Annotated in this window: 19 protein-coding genes; 5 read left to right on the plus strand and 14 right to left on the minus strand. The window is 58.8% G+C overall.

Going from position 1 to position 16575, the window contains the following annotated elements; genetic code table 11:
- Window positions 1–6 precede the first annotated feature (6 nt).
- Window positions 7–933 carry a Gfo/Idh/MocA family oxidoreductase gene (locus tag BR48_RS0122110; protein WP_027233299.1) on the minus strand — a complete coding sequence of 309 codons (927 nt, stop codon included), beginning with the start codon at window positions 931–933 and terminating at the stop codon, window positions 7–9.
- A 232-nt stretch (window positions 934–1165) separates the two neighbouring features.
- On the opposite strand from BR48_RS0122110, the gene BR48_RS0122115 reads away from it, so the two are divergent.
- The 3 genes from BR48_RS0122115 (at window position 1166) to BR48_RS0122125 (ending at window position 3070) form a co-directional block, all read left to right on the plus strand.
- Window positions 1166–1519 carry a DUF1428 family protein gene (locus BR48_RS0122115; RefSeq protein ID WP_027233300.1) on the plus strand — a complete coding sequence of 118 codons (354 nt, stop codon included), beginning with the start codon at window positions 1166–1168 and terminating at the stop codon, window positions 1517–1519.
- 151 nt (window positions 1520–1670) lie between these two features.
- Complete coding sequence (locus BR48_RS25620; RefSeq protein WP_051615384.1) at window positions 1671–2459, plus strand: GGDEF domain-containing protein; 789 nt, start codon at window positions 1671–1673, stop codon at window positions 2457–2459.
- Window positions 2460–2560: 101 nt separating this feature from the next.
- The gene (locus BR48_RS0122125) at window positions 2561–3070 is read left to right on the plus strand and encodes a DUF1993 domain-containing protein (protein ID WP_027233301.1); all 510 of its coding nucleotides are present in this window, start codon (window positions 2561–2563) and stop codon (window positions 3068–3070) included.
- Window positions 3071–3079: 9 nt separating this feature from the next.
- Here the strand turns inward: BR48_RS0122125 and BR48_RS0122130 are convergent, their stop codons facing one another.
- The 4 genes from BR48_RS0122130 to dusB all read right to left on the minus strand — a co-directional run bounded on the left by BR48_RS0122130 (window position 3080) and on the right by dusB (window position 7332).
- Entirely contained in the window at window positions 3080–3553 is a 474-nt protein-coding gene (locus BR48_RS0122130) for a YfbU family protein (RefSeq protein ID WP_027233302.1), read from the minus strand.
- A 139-nt stretch (window positions 3554–3692) separates the two neighbouring features.
- Window positions 3693–5153, minus strand: a complete 1461-nt coding sequence (gene ntrC / locus BR48_RS0122135) for a nitrogen regulation protein NR(I) (protein ID WP_027233303.1) — start codon at window positions 5151–5153, stop codon at window positions 3693–3695.
- A gap of 2 nt (window positions 5154–5155) precedes the next feature.
- Window positions 5156–6310 carry a nitrogen regulation protein NR(II) gene (locus BR48_RS0122140; RefSeq protein ID WP_051615385.1) on the minus strand — a complete coding sequence of 385 codons (1155 nt, stop codon included), beginning with the start codon at window positions 6308–6310 and terminating at the stop codon, window positions 5156–5158.
- Complete coding sequence (gene dusB / locus BR48_RS0122145; RefSeq protein ID WP_051615387.1) at window positions 6310–7332, minus strand: tRNA dihydrouridine synthase DusB; 1023 nt, start codon at window positions 7330–7332, stop codon at window positions 6310–6312. Before dusB ends, BR48_RS0122140 begins: the two co-directional genes overlap by 1 nt.
- A 144-nt stretch (window positions 7333–7476) precedes the next feature.
- On the opposite strand from dusB, the gene BR48_RS0122150 reads away from it, so the two are divergent.
- Window positions 7477–8697 carry a bifunctional 2-C-methyl-D-erythritol 4-phosphate cytidylyltransferase/2-C-methyl-D-erythritol 2,4-cyclodiphosphate synthase gene (locus BR48_RS0122150; protein WP_027233306.1) on the plus strand — a complete coding sequence of 407 codons (1221 nt, stop codon included), beginning with the start codon at window positions 7477–7479 and terminating at the stop codon, window positions 8695–8697.
- Complete coding sequence (locus BR48_RS0122155) at window positions 8694–9188, plus strand: nicotinamide-nucleotide amidohydrolase family protein (RefSeq protein WP_027233307.1); 495 nt, start codon at window positions 8694–8696, stop codon at window positions 9186–9188. Before BR48_RS0122150 ends, BR48_RS0122155 begins: the two co-directional genes overlap by 4 nt.
- Before the next feature lie 26 nt (window positions 9189–9214).
- On the opposite strand, the gene BR48_RS0122160 is transcribed toward BR48_RS0122155, so the two are convergent.
- From BR48_RS0122160 to BR48_RS0122200, 9 genes are all read right to left on the minus strand, one after another.
- A complete protein-coding gene (locus BR48_RS0122160) occupies window positions 9215–9658 on the minus strand; it encodes a GNAT family N-acetyltransferase (RefSeq protein ID WP_027233308.1) in 444 nt (147 codons plus the stop codon).
- Between the two features lie 28 nt (window positions 9659–9686).
- The gene (locus BR48_RS0122165) at window positions 9687–10145 is read right to left on the minus strand and encodes a type II toxin-antitoxin system RatA family toxin (RefSeq protein ID WP_027233309.1); all 459 of its coding nucleotides are present in this window, start codon (window positions 10143–10145) and stop codon (window positions 9687–9689) included.
- Window positions 10145–11110: a lipoyl synthase gene (lipA, locus tag BR48_RS0122170; protein WP_027233310.1), complete on the minus strand. Its 966-nt coding sequence runs from the start codon at window positions 11108–11110 to the stop codon at window positions 10145–10147. Before lipA ends, BR48_RS0122165 begins: the two co-directional genes overlap by 1 nt.
- 9 nt (window positions 11111–11119) lie before the next feature.
- Window positions 11120–11398, minus strand: coding sequence for a GlsB/YeaQ/YmgE family stress response membrane protein (locus BR48_RS0122175; RefSeq protein WP_027233311.1), 279 nt, complete (start codon window positions 11396–11398; stop codon window positions 11120–11122).
- A gap of 12 nt (window positions 11399–11410) precedes the next feature.
- The gene (locus BR48_RS0122180) at window positions 11411–11608 is read right to left on the minus strand and encodes a hypothetical protein (RefSeq protein ID WP_027233312.1); all 198 of its coding nucleotides are present in this window, start codon (window positions 11606–11608) and stop codon (window positions 11411–11413) included.
- Between the two features lie 78 nt (window positions 11609–11686).
- The gene (gene lpdA / locus BR48_RS0122185) at window positions 11687–13132 is read right to left on the minus strand and encodes a dihydrolipoyl dehydrogenase (protein ID WP_027233313.1); all 1446 of its coding nucleotides are present in this window, start codon (window positions 13130–13132) and stop codon (window positions 11687–11689) included.
- 18 nt (window positions 13133–13150) lie between these two features.
- Complete coding sequence (locus tag BR48_RS0122190; protein WP_027233314.1) at window positions 13151–13789, minus strand: SGNH/GDSL hydrolase family protein; 639 nt, start codon at window positions 13787–13789, stop codon at window positions 13151–13153.
- An 8-nt stretch (window positions 13790–13797) separates the two neighbouring features.
- A complete protein-coding gene (locus tag BR48_RS0122195) occupies window positions 13798–15162 on the minus strand; it encodes a pyruvate dehydrogenase complex dihydrolipoamide acetyltransferase (RefSeq protein WP_027233315.1) in 1365 nt (454 codons plus the stop codon).
- Window positions 15163–15177: 15 nt separating this feature from the next.
- The gene (locus BR48_RS0122200) at window positions 15178–16569 is read right to left on the minus strand and encodes a pyruvate dehydrogenase complex E1 component subunit beta (RefSeq protein ID WP_027233316.1); all 1392 of its coding nucleotides are present in this window, start codon (window positions 16567–16569) and stop codon (window positions 15178–15180) included.
- Between the last annotated feature and the right edge of the window lie 6 nt (window positions 16570–16575).

Genomic DNA, 16575 nt, shown 5'->3' on the forward strand with positions numbered 1-16575 from the left:
AGCCACTCAGTCGTAAAAAGCCTCAACAATCTTCCTTTTGCCGAGCAGGAAGGCGTCGGCCACGTGCCGCAGCGGCGATAGATCGACATCCGATTGCCCAGCCTTGATGATTTCGGCAAAGCGGCGGTAGAGCTGCGCATATTCCTGTTCAGGCTCGGCGAATGTGAGTTCGCCATTGATGGAAAGCTTCGCGCCGCCTTCCGAGAGCACCATTGTGCCAGCCTCGGTCTCGGCGACGATGTCCCACGTCTGCTTTCCGGTCTGCCGCCAGTCGAAAACCGCGTGGATCGGCAGATTGTCCGCGTCCTTGAACTGCAGGTCGGCAGCGATGGGTGCGTCGCAATTCTCAGGAAATTCAAGCGTAGAGCTGGTCAGAAATGCCGCGCGTGGGAGAATATGGGTCACGATCGACAGCGCATTGATTCCGGGGTCGAAAACGCCAAGTCCGCCCGCCTGCCAGATCCATGCCTGGTTGGGGTGCCAATGGCGCACGTCCTCTTTCCAGTTTACCTGAACGCTGGTGATCCTGGTTGCAGCAAGAAATGCCTTGGCCGCTTCTACGGCCGGAGCATAGCGCGAATGCCAGCTTGCAAATAAAGACAGGCGCTTCGCCGCAGCCGTGGCTTCAAGGTCTGCAACTTCCGAGAGAGTGGCGCCAGGCGGCTTTTCAAGGAACACATGCTTTCCTGCCGCGAGTGCCTTGTGCGCAGCCTCGTAGCGAAATTGCGGTGGCATGCACAGCGATACGGCGTCGATCGTCGGCACCGCGTCGAGCATGGCGTCGATCGTCTTATAGGCGTCGATACCCTCAACGGTGCCGTTGCGGCTTGCCGTGGCAACGAGCTTGAAATCGGGATTCCTGGCGATTGATGGAAGATGTTGGTCGTTGACGATCTTGCCAACGCCTACGATGGCGAGATTGATGGCGGACATGGTTTTCACTCGCGTTGGGGCATTCTGTTCTTCTCGGAAATCGAAGCTTCTCACTGCTTCGGTTTCCACCGTCATGGACCTTTTTTCATATAGGCTTGTCAATCCAAAACACGAATTGCGCAGGCAGGCCTCGGCGTGTCCGATTTGAAAAATTTCCATGCGTGTTTCGCAAACGCCAACTCAACGTGTAGTCTTGTATCGCTAGCAATGTTCAAACTCACCGGAGGAAGACATGCCTTATGTTGACGGTTTCCTGGTCGCAGTGCCTAAGGACAGAATCGAAGAATACAAGGAACTGGCCCGTAAAGCGGGCGATGTCTGGATGGAATATGGCGCGCTTTCCTATGTTGAATGCTTGGCCGACGATGTCCCTTACGGGGAACTTACCTCCTTCCCGCGTGCCGTTCAGGCCAAAGATGATGAAACGGTCGTATTTTCTTGGATTACCTATGAATCCCGCGAAAAGCGGGATGAGATCAATGCCAAGGTCATGGAGGACCCGCGCCTCAAGGGCGACATGGACAACATGCCTTTCGACGGCAAGCGCATGATCTACGGCGGCTTCGAATCATTTATGGAGCTTTGATCTTCGCCTTGAACGAGATGTGGCGCGTGGGGCCCTCGCCCCACGTTTCGAGGAAATGCCAGGGCAATTAAAATTTGCAGCATTAGCAAAGAATATTTTTCATAGCTTTGCGCTGTACTGTCCTTTGGTCCTAAGCGTGCGGCGAATTGCTATGACTACCTACGATCTCTGGATGACCAAATTTGGCGACTATTCTCCGATCAAGCAGATCGCGATTATGGTTGGTATGGCCGTTATATCGGCCGACCTTCTTGCCGCAGTCTTTTTCCTCGCGATCGGGCTCGACCGCCTTTCGACGGTGCTTCTCGTCACCACGTTCATTGTCGTGATTGTCAGCGTTCCGCTTGGAGCGTTTCTCATCGGCCTGAATTTTCGGTTGAAGCAGATAGCGATCGAACGCGATCTTGCTGCCCGCATGGATGACCTTACCGGTCTTGCGAACCGCAACGAATTCTACCTGCAAGTCGAGCGTCTGATCGAAGGCTCCGCCCAGAACCTGAGTGCAGGCGCCCTGCTCTACATCGATGCCGACTACTTCAAAACGATCAACGATCGCCATGGACACGCGGTCGGCGACCGGGTCCTGCGCGAAATCGGGCATTTGATGCAGACGGTCATCAGCAAGGGTGATTTTGCAGCCCGCTTCGGCGGCGAGGAGTTCGCGGTATTCCTGAAGGACGCGGATTTTGGTCGCGCGGACTGGCTGTCACAGAAAATATTGACCGGCGTCCGCAACATATCTCAGCTACTGCAGATCAAGGATCTGGAGGTAACGGTCAGTGTTGGCATCGCCATCCACGAGCCTGGTCAATCGCTGGAGACGGCCCTCATCGCGGCCGATACATGCCTTTATGCAGCCAAGAACCAGGGCCGGAACCGTATCGTCCACGCGACCAGCGACACCAAGGTTCGCCACGATAACTATATGCGGACGTTTTAGAGCATTGCAGTAGAGTGCTCTTGAAATCGAAACCCATCGGCGTATTTGCGTTTGGCAGCAAGCAATGTCGCCACGTCTGCCAATGCCTCAAGGAGCGCCCTATGGCACTTAATATGTACACGATATCGGTCCCGGCCTATCTACGCGGTTTCGCGGTTCTCGCCAGTCTGATCGAAAAAGCCGAAGCATACGCCGAGGAGAAGAAGATCAACCCCACCGTGCTCGTCAATGCGCGGCTCGCCCCGGACATGCTGTCACTTGCCGGACAGATCCAGCGGGCAAGCGACACGGCCAAGGCGACGATCGGCCGGTTGACGACACTTGAAATTCCGAAATTCGCCGATGAAGAGGCGAGCCTTGCAGACCTGCGCGAGCGTATTGCCAAGACCGTGGCTTTCCTTGAAAGCGTGGATGCCGGTGCGCTCGATGGCGCGGAGACCAAGGACGTGGCTCTCAGTGCCGGCCAGCTCAAGGTGACCTTGAGCGGCGAGGAGTATGTGCAGAAGTTCGCGCTGCCGAACTTCTATTTTCACGTGACGACCGCCTATGACATCCTGCGCCACAACGGCCTTCAGGTCGGTAAGCTCAACTATATCGGCGCGTTGAGCTGAACCTGAACATCAGGCGACGAGATGCTCGATCTGGTCGGCGGTTAGCTCTCGCTTTCTGCCGATTTCGTCCCAGCGCCTTAGCATCTTCCGGTACTGGTCGAGTTGCGCCTCAGGCTGATTGTCGGCGCTTCGCGAGATTTCCTGCGGGAAATTGAGAATCTTGGCAAGGAAGTCCGCATAGGCAAACTGTTCGTGCGGCTGAGCGGCGCCAAATCCGACAAACTTGCTCTTGTCCGGATTGGTGTTGCCGGCTGCGACGCTCGACCCGCGGATTGCGCGGAAAAGCCCGAGTATATCGTTCATCTCCTGCGCAGCTGCGGCACTGACAGTTTCCTCGGTTATGCCAAGTTCCTGGTAAAGATCCTCGAAACCGCGTTCGACAACTTCCTGGTGCCGGCCGTAAAGGCTCGACTTGTCAGGGTCGAGTTTCTTCAGGATTTCGTACTGATTGAACAGAATCAAACGTTCCGCAAAGCTGAACACGATAGACCTCCATATTCCGCCCGCTGCCTTCTTGAAGCAGCAATGATTACGGGATTTTCGATGGTTACTATGCGCACAGTCCTGTTAAGAACGGTCTATTCCACTCTCTACAATTTTAGCTTTCCGGGTTTTTCTGTTCTCAGCGGTCGCTCTTGCTGCTCTTGTAGATATTGACGCCGAGTTCGCGAATTTTCTTGCGCAGCGTGTTGCGATTGAGACCCAGCAGTTCCGCCGCCTTGATCTGGTTGCCATGCGTCGCCGTGAGGCAGGAAAGGATCAGCGGATATTCCATTTCCTCCAGCACGCGCTGGTAGAGGCCGGCAGGCGGAAGCTTGTCGCCGTAGGACATGAAATAGCGCTGCATGTTCAGTTCGACCGCCTGGCTGATGGTCAATTCTTCATTCGCAATCGCCGTTGGAGCCGATTCTGCCGGCCGAAGGTCGGCCTTCAGCTCGGATTCGATCACGTCCGCATTAATTTCGTCCTGCGGATAGAGAGCGGCGAGACGGCGCACGAGGTTTTCGAGTTCGCGTACGTTTCCGGCCCAGGGATAGCGACGCATCAGGTCTAGACCGTCGGCGGTGATCCGCTTTTCGGGCAGACCGTCCTTCGCCGCCAGCTTGAAGAAGTGGCGGACGAGATCGGGAATGTCCTCCCCACGCTCGCGCAGTGGCGGCAGGCGCAGCGGCACGACGTTGAGCCGATAGTAGAGATCTTCCCGGAATAGTCCCTGATTGATCAGGGTCCTGAGATCCTTGTTGGTTGCAGCAACGATGCGCACATCGGTCTTGATCGGCGTGCGGCCGCCCACCGTCATGTATTCGCCCTGTTGCAGAACACGCAAGAGCCGGGTCTGCGCCTCCATGGGCATGTCGCCGATCTCATCGAGGAACAGCGTGCCGCCATCGGCCTGTTCGAAGCGACCGCTTGACCGGTTCTGTGCGCCGGTAAAGGCGCCGCGCTCATGACCGAACAGTTCGGATTCAATCAGGTCGCGCGGAATAGCTGCCATGTTGATCGCAACGAAGGGCCCCTTGCGGCGCCGGCCATACTCATGCAAAGCGCGCGCGACGAGTTCCTTGCCCGTACCGGACTCGCCCGAGATCATGACCGTCAGGTCGGTCTGCATCATGCGGGCGAGGACACGGTAGATATCCTGCATTGCGGGTGAGCGACCGACGAGCGGCATCGTATCGGGCTGCTCTTCGCCATGCCATTTTTCGGGCTTCTTTTTCGGTTCAGCAAGCGCGCGGCCGACAATGCTGACGAGTTCGGTGAGATCGAACGGCTTCGGCAGATATTCGTAAGCGCCCGCCTCCGAGGCCCGGATGGCTGTCATGAACGTGTTTTGTGCGCTCATGACAATGACGGGAAGATCGGGGCGCGATTTCTTGATGCGCGGCAGGAGATCGAAGGCGTTTTCGTCCGGCATCACCACATCGGTGATGACGAGGTCGCCATCGCCAGCCGATATCCAGCGCCATAGCGTCGCCGCGTTGGAGGTGATGCGAACATCGTAACCGGCCCGCGAAAGCGCCTGATTGAGGACCGTCCTGATCGCCGCGTCGTCATCTGCAACGAGAATGCTGCCCAAACTCATGATCAGGATCCTGCTTTATTGGAATAAGGATTTTCATCTGCATGCGTTCCGTCGGCAGAGCCGCTGTCCCATGCAGGCATAAGAATGCGAAACGTCGTCTTGCGCGGGACCGAATCGCATTCGATAACGCCGCCATGGTCGCCGACGATCTTGGCCACAAGCGCCAGGCCAAGGCCGGAGCCATTGGGCTTGGTCGTCACGAACGGGTCAAAGAGATGCGGCATGATATCGGGCGAAACGCCGGGGCCTGTGTCCTGCACCGTGAATTCGAGTGGCAGCGAGACGCGGTTGCGCATGCCCGGGACCGAAAGACGAATGCCGGGACGGAACGCGGTCGAGAGAGTGATCTCGCCCGGCTCGTTGGGGCCGATCGACTCCGCGGCATTCTTGACGAGGTTGAGGAAAATCTGAACGAGCTGGTCCCGATTGGCAAAGACATAAGGCAGCGAGGGATCATAGTCCTCGTGGAACTTGATGTGGCTGGCGAACCCGTTTTTCGCAATCGCCTTCACGTGATCGAGGACAACGTGAATATTGACGGCCTCGCGCTCAATGGGCCGCTCATCGGAGAACACTTCCATCCGGTCGACGAGCGAGACAATCCGGTCGGTTTCATCGGTAATGAGGCGCGTCAGCGCGCGGTCATCATCGTTCAGCCCCGTTTCCAGCAACTGAGCCGCACCGCGAATACCGGACAACGGGTTCTTGATTTCATGCGCCAGCATCGATGCGAGCCCTGTGACGGATCGCGCTGCGCCGCGATGGGTCATCTGCCGGTCGAGCTTCTCCGCCATGGAGCGTTCCTTGAACAGGATCACGATCGATCCAGGAGCTTCACTGACCGGAGTCACGTAGAGATCGACAATGCGTTCCTGTCCGAGGCGCGGCGATGAAACGTCAACGCGGTATTCATTGACCGGCGACGGGTTTTCGCGGACCTGCTTGACCAGCGCGAGAAGCGGGCTGCCGAAGGGCAACAGCATGTCCAGTGTATTGCGGCTGAGAATGCTTGCACTGGAACGAAAGAAAGCCTCGGCGTCGGCATTGGCATAGGAAATGTACCCGGCTTCATCGAGCATGATCACCGGATGGCGGATCGAATTGAGAACGATGCCGGCCAGCTTGTCTTCGAGCACCGACTTGTCTGCTGGGGTCATCAGGCAACTTTCTTCATGTCTGTGGAGCCACCGCGCGAAAGCGCAGCATATAAAAGGCGCGAAACGTGACCGGGATTGGTTTCCGTCATGATCGCACCGCGTTCATTCGCGGTGATGTCAAAGCCATGACGGTCGAGATACCAGCCAAGATGCTTGCGCGCATGCCGGCTGCCGGTGGTCTCGCCGTAATGGGCGAGCATCGCCTCATAATGCGCAACCGCATAGTCGGCGATGATCTCGCTCTCCGCACCCTTTCCATTGACGATACTGCCTGGAAGCCATGGGTGACCGTAGGATCCGCGCCCTACCATCACGGCATCGGCTCCGGATGCTGCGAGAATCGCCTCCGCATCGTCACGATTCAGGACATCGCCATTGGCCACAAGCGGTATCGATACAGCTTCCTTGACCGCGCGAATGGCATGCCAATCCGCCCTGCCCTCATAGAATTGGCAACGCGTCCGTCCATGGACGGTCACCATCTTGACGCCGGCCTGCTCGGCCCTTGCCGCGAGTTCCGGCGCGTTGATCGTTGCATCGTCCCAGCCAAGGCGCATTTTCAGCGTCACAGGAACGCGGACGGCGCCGATCGTCGCCTCGATCAATGTCATGGCGTGGTCGAGATCGCGCATCAGCGCGGATCCTGAAAGACCGCCTGTTACCTTTCTTGCCGGACAGCCCATATTGATGTCAACGATATGCGCACCCTCGCTTTCAGCGATCCGCGCGGCCTCGGCCATCCACCTTGGCTCACGTCCGGCGATCTGCACGACATGAGTCCCGAGCCCGTCGCCCTTTAGACGCAGCAAATTGCCGCGCTCGCGGGTGCAGAGCTCGGCGCTTGCGACCATTTCGGAAACGACCATGCCGGCCCCCGCCTGCCAGGCGAGCTGGCGAAAGGGCAGATCCGACACACCGGACATCGGCGCAAGGAACACGCGATTGCGCAGAACGACCCCGCCAACGTGCAGTGCGTCCGCCAATTCAACCCGCGATTTTGCCTGTTTCGTATGCAGTTTCATAATAGCCTATGCTTTAGACAGGATCGTGCCTCTTCGCAAGGCAAAGTGCGGCGTTTGTTGCTCCTATTTTGACATTGTGGCGATTCAATTCTCTGGCCTTTCGCCGTTGCAAAGGGTAACGGAGTTGCCATTACGGAGAGACATGTGGCGGGAAAGACTGAAAACAAGCAGGCGCGGGTCGCAGCCGTCATCGTCGCGGCCGGGCGCGGAGAACGTGCCGGCCAAAGCGTTGAAGGACCGAAGCAGTATCGCAAGATCGGCGGCGAGGCCGTTCTTGCGCATACATTGCGTGCGTTTCTCGAATGCCCGCTGATCGATGACGTCATTGTCGTCATCCACAAGGAAGACGACACGCTGTTCACGCAGGCGCTCGGCGATCGGGCCGGCCATGTCGTTGCCGTCACCGGCGGCCCGACGCGCCAGGAGTCGACACGCCTTGGACTTTTGGCTCTCAAGGACATTTCCCCGGATCATGTCCTCATTCACGACGGCGTTCGTCCGTTCATTTCGGCTGATCTGCTGGAACGGGTTGTCTTCAATCTGACACCGCATATCGGCGTTCTGCCGGTGCTTGCCGTTTCGGACACACTCAAGGCTGCGGGCAATGATGCGATGGTCAGTGCCACCGTGCCGCGCGCCGGTCTTTACGCCGCGCAGACCCCGCAGGCCTTCCCGTTTCTTCCGATCCTCGCCGCCCACGACGCCGCCTTTGCCGTCGGACGGTCGGATTTTACCGATGATTCCGCAATTGCCGAATGGCATGGCCTGCCCGTCCGGATCGTGGAAGGATCGGCCGACAACACAAAGTTGACCTGGGCGAAGGATATCGAAATGGCTGACGAACGCTTGACCAAGCAGCATTCCGCTTTTCCGGATGTACGCACCGGCAACGGTTACGACGTGCACGCATTCGAGCCGGGAAACGGCGTCATGCTTGCAGGCGTATTTATCGCCCATGACCGCAAGCTTTCAGGTCATTCAGATGCCGACGTCGCCCTGCACGCGCTGACCGACGCTCTGCTGGCCACACGTGGCGCCGGCGACATTGGAACGCACTTTCCGCCGTCGGATCCTCAATGGAAGGGCGCGGCCTCGCACATCTTCGTCGAACATGCCGTCAAGATCGTCAGGGAAGCAGGCGGCAGGATCGCCAATGCCGATATCACCCTCATCTGCGAGGCACCGAAAGTGGGCCCTCATCGCGAGGCGATGACGGCGGCACTCTCGACTATGCTCGGCATTTCGCCGGATCGCATTTCGATCAAAGCGACGACCAACGAAAAACTTGGCTTTATTGGCAGGCAGGAGGGTATCGCCGCCATAGCAACGGCTTCTGTGATCTATCCAGGAGGATTGCCGGAATGAGCGGACTGATTGCCGAGGCAAAGGCAATTGCAGTGCTCGAAGCCTGCCGCCGCAAGGGCATTCTGCTAGCCACGGCAGAATCCTGCACGGGCGGCATGATCGCGGCCGCGCTGACCGACATTGCCGGCTCTTCGGACGTTGTCGACCGCGGTTTCGTGACTTATTCGAACGAGGCCAAGCAGGACATGGTCGGCGTGCCTGCAGGTGTAATCGCGGCGCACGGCGCAGTGTCGCAAGAAGTGGCGCTCGCCATGGCGGAAGGCGCTCTCGCCCATTCCAGCGCCGGCATCGCGGTTGCCGTAACGGGAGTCGCGGGTCCGGGTGGAGGATCAGCGGAAAAGCCGGTCGGGCTGGTCTGGTTCGGCCTTGCACTCAAGGGAAAGCCGCCAATAGCGGAGCGGCACGTTTTTGCCGATGGCGGGCGCGCTTCGATCCGGCTCGCAGCCGTGAACACCGCGCTGGACATGGTCATTAAGGCTCTATGCGACTGAGCGTTTTTTGCCTGGCAAGAGACGCTCTACATTTCGTATTCGGACGGGCGCCTGATCTCGATGGCCATGCCGATCGACTCGGGCATTACCGGCCTGAACCCGAACTTAGCGTAAAGATATTTTGCGGGACCATCGGCGATAAGGCTGACATAGGCACCGTCCGGGGCTTCCGCCTGCAGGTAATCAACAAGCCGCGAAACAATGATCTTGCCAAGGCCCTTGCCCTGATGCGCGGGATCGACGGCAATGTCCACCACCTGAAAGAAACATCCGCCATCGCCGATTATTCGACCCATGGCGACCGCGTTCGACTGATATTGAACGGTTGCCGCATAAACGGTGTTCGGAAGGCCGCGCTCCGCCGCCTCCTGGCTCTTCGAGCTCAGGCCGGCAATGTCGCGCAGCCTGCGATAATCCTCTACCGAGGGCGTGCCGATTTGAACTTGATATTCCGGATCTTCGTGCTGCATAGCAGATTACCTTCATGCACTCAGGCGACTATACATTCCTGCCATAGATCGCATCGGCACGCTTTTCAAATGCTTCCGTGAATTTTCGGAAGGCGATATCGAACATGGATCCCATGACGAAACCGAGCGTGCGGCTCTTGAATTCATAATCGATGTAGAATTTGACGACGGAATGTTCCGGGTTTTCCGCCGGAATGAACTGCCAGCGGTTGTCGAGATAGCGGAACGGTCCGTCAATATATTTGGTGAGGATCACCTTTTCCTGCGGTTTGAGGAGAACCTGGCTGGTGAAGGTCTCACGGATGAGCTTGTAACCCACCGTCATATCGGCAATGAGCAGGGTCTTGCCGTGGCTTTCCTTACGTGAACGCACCTTGAGGCTCTCGCACATGGGCAGAAACTGCGGATACGTCTCCACGTCCGCGACGAGATCGAACATCTCCTCGGCGCGGTGGACGACAGGACGGCTCGTCTCGAATTTCGGCATCAGCTGCGATTTGCGTGCATCGCCTCGCGTGCAGCCCTCAATCGTGCAAAATCTTCGCCGGCGTGGTGCGACGAGCGGGTCAATGGGCTCGACGCAACAACGAGAAAACCTTTGGTCTTGGCGATCGTCGCATAGGACTTGAATTCGTCCGGCGTCACATAATTCAGCACTGGATGGTGCTTGCGCGTCGGCTGGAGATACTGGCCGATCGTCATGAAATCGACGTCGGCGCTACGCAGGTCGTCCATAAGCTGCAGGACCTCGTTACGCTCCTCGCCAAGCCCGACCATGATGCCCGACTTGGTGAAGATGGTCGGGTCAAGTTCCTTGACCCGCTGCAACAGTCGGATGGAATGGAAATAACGCGCACCCGGCCGAACCTTCAGATAATTGGACGGCACGGTTTCGAGGTTGTGGTTGAAGACATCGGGACGGGCAGCGACAACGATCTCGAGCGCTCCCTCCTTGCGCAGGAAATCGGGCGTGAGGATTTCGATTGTCGTTCCGGGCGAAATGCGGCGGATCGCATGGATCACGTCGGCAAAATGCTGGGCGCCGCCGTCCGGCAGATCGTCACGATCCACCGACGTGATGACGACGTGAGAAAGGCCCATCTTCTTGACTGCCTTGCCCACATTCTCCGGTTCGTGCACATCGAGAGCGGTCGGCAGGCCCGTGGCGACATTGCAGAACGCGCAGGCGCGGGTGCAGATTTCGCCCATGATCATGAACGTCGCGTGTTTCTTGTCCCAGCATTCGCCGATGTTCGGGCAGCCGGCTTCTTCGCAAACCGTAACCAGGTTGTGCGAGCGAACAATATCGCGCGTCTCCGAATATCCCTTCGACACGGGCGCCTTGACCCTGATCCAGTCGGGTTTTTTCAGGACCTCCGAATCCGGGCGATGCGCTTTCTCCGGGTGGCGAAGGCGCCGCTTCTGGTCGATCGTGTCGAGTACCGTTACCATTATGTCTTCCTAGTTCGCGGTCCTGGCCTTGCCAAAAATCCACAGAATGAGAATTGCCCCGACGGTGGCGACGATCAGATTTCCCAGAAATCCGTAGAACTGGAAATTCAGAAGGCTGGCCAGCGTGCCGCCGACGAAAGAACCGGCAATACCGACGAGAATGTTGGTGAGCAATCCGTGATCGCGGTTCATCGCCTTTTCGGCGATATAACCGGCAATGAAGCCGATGACCAGCATTCCAAAGAAACCCACACCGGGCATGCCCATGATACCGACTGGCTGATCCATATTCTTCTCCCGCTAGCGCCCGGATGCGATGGCAACGGCGCGCAGCACCAGAGCCCATATAGCACCGAAAAGAAACCCGCCCAAGCCGCACGCAAGCGTGATAACCCAGACCCCAGTCCACCCGCCGATTGCCGTCCCACTCACCGATATGGTGTTACCCGACAAAAGACTCAAGGCAGACGGCACGAAGCCGACCAGCAGGCCGATAATGGTCGACCATTTGAGGACCGCCCATGCAAGACTGGTCCAGGGCCTGCTGTCGATGATGTTCAATCGCTCATCGTTCCTTTAGGCGTTCAGCACACGACCATAGGCGTCGAGTACACTTTCCTTCATCATCTCGGACAGAGTCGGATGCGGGAATATGGTGTGCATCAGCTCTTCTTCCGTAGTCTCGAGGTTCATGGCGATGACGAAGCCCTGAATGAGTTCCGTCACCTCCGCGCCGACCATGTGGGCGCCGATCAGCTGGCCGGTCTTCTTGTCAAAGATCGTCTTTACCAATCCCTGGTCTTCGCCGAGCGCGATCGCCTTGCCGTTCGCAGCGAACTGGAACCGCCCGACGCGGATTTCGCGCCCGCCTTCCTTGGCTTTCGCTTCCGTCAGCCCCACCGACGCCACTTGCGGCTGGCAGTAAGTGCAGCCCGGGATCTTGTCCTTCTCGAGCGCATGGACGCCCGGAACATTGGCGATCTTCTCGACGCAGATAACGCCCTCGTGCTCGGCCTTGTGCGCGAGCATGGGCGGGCCGGCGACGTCGCCGATCGCATAAACGCCGGGTACATTGGTCTTGCCGTAGCCGTCGGATACGATGCAGCCGCGATCCGTCTTGATGCCAAGCGCCTCCAGGCCGAGATTCTCGATGTTACCCTGGACACCAACGGCGGAAATCAGCCGTTCTGCCGTGATCTTCTCGACCTTGCCGTCCTTGGTTTCGACATGGGCGGTGATGGAATTGGCTGCCTTTTCGACCTTGGTCACCTTGGCATCGGTGATGATCTTCATGCCCTGCTTTTCGAACTGCTTGCGGGCGAAGGCGGAGATTTCGGCATCCTCGACAGGCATGACTGTCGGCAGAAGCTCGACCACAGTCACATCCGCTCCCATGGTCCGGTAGAACGAGGCGAACTCGATGCCGATGGCTCCAGATCCCATAACGACCAGGGATTTCGGCATTTCCGGCGGGACCATAGCTTCAAAATAGGTCCAGATCAGCTTGCCGTCCGGCTCGATGCCGGGCAATGCACGCGGGCGTGCGCCGGTGGCAATTATGATGTGCTTAGCCGAATAAGTACCTTCGCCAAGCGTATTCTTGGGCACCGGATTTTGCGGCTCCATGGGCTTCTTCGAAGACTTGGAGACCACGATTTCGCCGGGCTTTGTGAGCTTCGCTTCGCCCCAGATCACGTCCACCTTGTTCTTCTTCATCAGGAAGCCGACGCCGCCGTTAAGACGCGCAGAGACGCCGCGCGAACGCTGAACGACGGCCTTGATGTCGGCCGAGATCTTGCCTTCGATCGTCAGGCCGTAATCCTTGGGATGTTGGCCGTAATGGAAGATCTCCGCCGAGCGCAGCAGAGCCTTCGTCGGTATGCATCCCCAATTGAGGCAGATGCCGCCAAGATGCTCGCGCTCGACGATGGCGGTTTTGAATCCGAGCTGCGCGGAGCGGATCGCGGTGACATAGCCGCCGGGGCCAGAACCAATGATGATCACGTCGTAATTATTGGCCAAGACCTTGGTCCTCCTGGATTAGAGATCGAATATGTCTCGAACGATGGGAGCGACGGCTTTTCCGATCGCCCTGGTGTTTTCGGCATCAAGATGAATGCCATCAATGCTTGACGTTGCGGCGACCGAGCCGGCATCGAAGAACGCGCAACGGGCAAGCTCCGCCGCGTCACGGTAGAATTCTGCAAGCAGGTGCGACTGTTCAGCACCGCCCTCGAAGATCAGCCTGAATTCACTCCATTCGTTGGCGCCGAATGGCGGCGGCGACATGATCAGAACAGCCGGCGCCTTGGTGTCGAACTGATAGGGCGCCGTGCGAACGATCTCGATCAGCCGCTGCATCCCCCGCTTGGCGCCGTAGGCGTCGCCGCAGAGTATATGCTTCATGTCGTTGGTGCCGAGCATCATGATGACCAGATCGAGCGGAGAATGCGTGCCAAGCGCCGTCGTCAGCGTCTTGGCAGCGTTGCGCTCAAAGCCCGAAAGGTGATCGTCGAACGCCGTCGTTCGCCCGTTCAGGCCATCGCTGATCACGTGCACAGCTTCGCCAAGTTCAGCCTGCAAGACCTCCGGCCACCGGTCCTTGCGTGCATGTCGACCCGAGCCGTCGGGGCGATAGCCCCAGGTCAACGAATCGCCATAGCAGAGGACGGTTTTCATCGCGTTGCTCAGACCAGCATGCCCATCGGATTTTCGATGTGCCGCTTGAAGGCTTGTGCAAGTTCGGCTCCAAGCGCACCGTCAACCGCGCGATGGTCGGTAGACAAGGTCACCGACATGATTGTCGCGATCTTGATTTCGCCCTTGCGAACGACCGCCCGCTCCTCGCCCGCTCCAACCGCAAGAATGGTTGCGTGCGGCGGGTTGATGATCGCGGCGAAATCCTTGACGCCGAACATGCCGAGATTGGACACGGCCGTGGTGCCGCCCTGATATTCTTCGGGCTTCAGCTTGCGGTCGCGGGCGCGCTTGGCGAGATCCTTCATTTCGTTGGAAATCGTCGAGAGCGTCTTCTGCTCGGCCTTGCGAATGATCGGGGTGATCAGGCCGCCTGGTATGGAAACGGCAACGCCAACGTCGGAATGCTTGTGCTTGACCATATTCGCGTCTGTCCAAGAAACATTCGCTTCGGGAACGTCGCGCAACGCCAACGCCATGGCCTTGATGATCATGTCATTGACCGAAAGCTTGTAGGCGGGAACGTCGCCCTTTTCGGTCTTGATCATTGGCGAAGCCGTGTTGATCTGCGCCCGAAGCGCAAGCAGCGCGTCGAGTTCGCAGTCGATGGTCAGGTAGAAATGCGGGACCGTCGTCTTTGCCTCGAGCAGGCGTTTGGCAATGGTCTTGCGCATGCCGTCATGCGGCACGAGTTCGTAAGAGCCTTGCTCGAAGAGCTTTAGCACGGCATCGTCGGACATTGGCTTGGCCGCTGCTGGCGCCGGGGCTGCAGCGGAAGCTGGAGCCGCCGCCGCGGGCTTTGCGCCGCCGCCCGAGATGGCAGCTTCGACGTCCTTTTTGACCACGCGCCCATGCGGACCGGAGCCGGTGACGCCGGACAGATCGATGCCTGCTTCCTTGGCGATGCGCCGTGCAAGCGGCGACGAGAAGGGCCGGTCACCCGACTTGGCAGGTGCACCAGATGCGGCAGGCGCGGCTGATGCGGCTGGCGCCGCCGGTGCAGGAGCGGCGTCCACCCTTGGAGCAGGCGCGACCTCCGCCTTCTTCTCTTCCTTTGGCGCTTCCGCCTTGGGCGCCGCACCATCGGCCTTTGCGGCTGTGGCGGCATCCTCGCCCTCACCCGCAAGGATGGCGATGAGCGCATTGACCTTTACGCCTTCGGTACCGGCGGGAACGACGATCTTGGCGACTGTGCCCTCATCGACAGCCTCGACTTCCATCGTCGCCTTGTCGGTCTCAATCTCGGCGATGACATCGCCGGGACCAACCTTGTCGCCTTCCTTGACGAGCCATTTGGCGAGGTTGCCCTCTTCCATCGTGGGAGAGAGCGCCGGCATGGTGATATTGATCGGCATATCGGTTTCCTCCCCTTAAGCCGTGTAGGTCACAGCTTTGACGGCATCGATGATTTCCTTGACGCTTGGCAGCGCCAGCTTTTCAAGGTTTGCCGCATAGGGCATAGGCACGTCCTTGCCGGCGACGGTGAGAACCGGCGCATCGAGATAGTCGAAGGCCTGCTGCATGACGCGTGTGGCAATTTCCGTGCCGACGGAGGATTGCGGATAGCCTTCCTCGATCGTGACGCAACGCCCGGTCTTCTTCACCGATTCGATCACCGTCGGCATATCCATCGGGCGGATCGTGCGCAGATCAATGATCTCGGCGTCGATGCCGAGCTTGGCAAGCTCCTCGGCGGCCTTGACGGTGTAGTTCATGCCAATGCCGAACGAGACGAGCGTAACGTCATTGCCCTTCTTGTGAATGCGGGCCTTGCCGATCGGCAGGACGAAATCGTCAAGCTTGGGCACGTCGAACGAATGGCCGTAAAGGATCTCGTTCTCCAGGAAGATCACCGGGTTGGGATCGCGGATCGCCGCCTTGAGCAGACCCTTGGCGTCGGCGGCCGTATAGGGCATCACGACCTTGAGGCCCGGAATGTGGCTGTACCACGCGGCGTAGCACTGCGAGTGCTGGGCAGCGACACGGGCGGCGGCGCCGCTCGGTCCGCGGAAGACCATCGGCGCACCCATCTGGCCGCCCGACATATAGAGCGTCTTTGCCGCCGAATTGATGATCTGGTCGATCGCCTGCATGGCGAAGTTGAAAGTCATGAATTCGACGATCGGACGCAGCCCGGTCATTGCAGCACCGACGCCGACGCCGGCAAAGCCGTGTTCGGTGATCGGCGTGTCAACAACGCGGCGCGGGCCGAACTCGTCGAGCAGGCCCTGGGTGATCTTGTAGGCGCCCTGGTATTCGGCAACTTCCTCACCCATGATGAAGACATTCGGGTCGCGGCGCATTTCTTCAGCCATCGCGTCGCGCAATGCTTCGCGCACCGTGGTCGAAACCATTTCGGTGCCGGCCGGAATGTCGGGGTCGGCCGCGACGTCGGACTTGGGAGCGGCAGGGACCGAGGCGGGAGCCTGGTCGGCCGCTGCCTCTGCCTTCGGAGCTTCGGCTGCTTGCGGCGGCGCCTCGGGCGCGGCCTTCGGCGCACTGGCGGCATCGGCGCTCTCGCCATCGCCCAGCAAGACGGCGATCACAGAGTTTACCTTTACGTTGTCGGTGCCTTCCGGAACGACGATCTTGCCGATCGTGCCTTCATCGACGGCCTCGACTTCCATCGTCGCCTTGTCGGTCTCGATCTCGGCAAGCACATCACCGGAAGTGACCTTGTCGCCTTCCTTTTTCAACCACTTGGACAGTTTGCCCTCTTCCATTGTCGGCGAGAGCGCGGGCATAAGAATATCTACAGGCATTGGTCG

It is taken from the genome of Phyllobacterium sp. UNC302MFCol5.2 (genome assembly GCF_000686005.1).
GTDB classification, from domain to species: Bacteria; Pseudomonadota; Alphaproteobacteria; order Rhizobiales; family Rhizobiaceae; genus Phyllobacterium; species Phyllobacterium pellucidum.

What these genes read in the sequence shown, in the direction of transcription:
- BR48_RS0122175 (WP_027233311.1), bottom strand. Translation starts at nt 11,398, where the DNA reads ATGGATCAGCCAGTCGGTATCATGGGCATGCCCGGTGTGGGTTTCTTT.
- BR48_RS0122165 (WP_027233309.1), bottom strand. Translation starts at nt 10,145, where the DNA reads ATGCCGAAATTCGAGACGAGCCGTCCTGTCGTCCACCGCGCCGAGGAG.
- BR48_RS0122195 (WP_027233315.1), bottom strand. Translation starts at nt 15,162, where the DNA reads ATGCCGATCAATATCACCATGCCGGCGCTCTCTCCCACGATGGAAGAG.
- BR48_RS0122190 (WP_027233314.1), bottom strand. Translation starts at nt 13,789, where the DNA reads ATGAAAACCGTCCTCTGCTATGGCGATTCGTTGACCTGGGGCTATCGC.
- lipA (WP_027233310.1), bottom strand. Translation starts at nt 11,110, where the DNA reads ATGGTAACGGTACTCGACACGATCGACCAGAAGCGGCGCCTTCGCCAC.
- BR48_RS0122140 (WP_051615385.1), bottom strand. Translation starts at nt 6,310, where the DNA reads ATGACCCCAGCAGACAAGTCGGTGCTCGAAGACAAGCTGGCCGGCATC.
- BR48_RS0122115 (WP_027233300.1), top strand. Translation starts at nt 1,166, where the DNA reads ATGCCTTATGTTGACGGTTTCCTGGTCGCAGTGCCTAAGGACAGAATC.
- dusB (WP_051615387.1), bottom strand. Translation starts at nt 7,332, where the DNA reads ATGAAACTGCATACGAAACAGGCAAAATCGCGGGTTGAATTGGCGGAC.
- ntrC (WP_027233303.1), bottom strand. Translation starts at nt 5,153, where the DNA reads ATGAGTTTGGGCAGCATTCTCGTTGCAGATGACGACGCGGCGATCAGG.
- BR48_RS25620 (WP_051615384.1), top strand. Translation starts at nt 1,671, where the DNA reads ATGACTACCTACGATCTCTGGATGACCAAATTTGGCGACTATTCTCCG.
- BR48_RS0122110 (WP_027233299.1), bottom strand. Translation starts at nt 933, where the DNA reads ATGTCCGCCATCAATCTCGCCATCGTAGGCGTTGGCAAGATCGTCAAC.
- BR48_RS0122160 (WP_027233308.1), bottom strand. Translation starts at nt 9,658, where the DNA reads ATGCAGCACGAAGATCCGGAATATCAAGTTCAAATCGGCACGCCCTCG.
- BR48_RS0122155 (WP_027233307.1), top strand. Translation starts at nt 8,694, where the DNA reads ATGAGCGGACTGATTGCCGAGGCAAAGGCAATTGCAGTGCTCGAAGCC.
- BR48_RS0122125 (WP_027233301.1), top strand. Translation starts at nt 2,561, where the DNA reads ATGGCACTTAATATGTACACGATATCGGTCCCGGCCTATCTACGCGGT.
- BR48_RS0122200 (WP_027233316.1), bottom strand. Translation starts at nt 16,569, where the DNA reads ATGCCTGTAGATATTCTTATGCCCGCGCTCTCGCCGACAATGGAAGAG.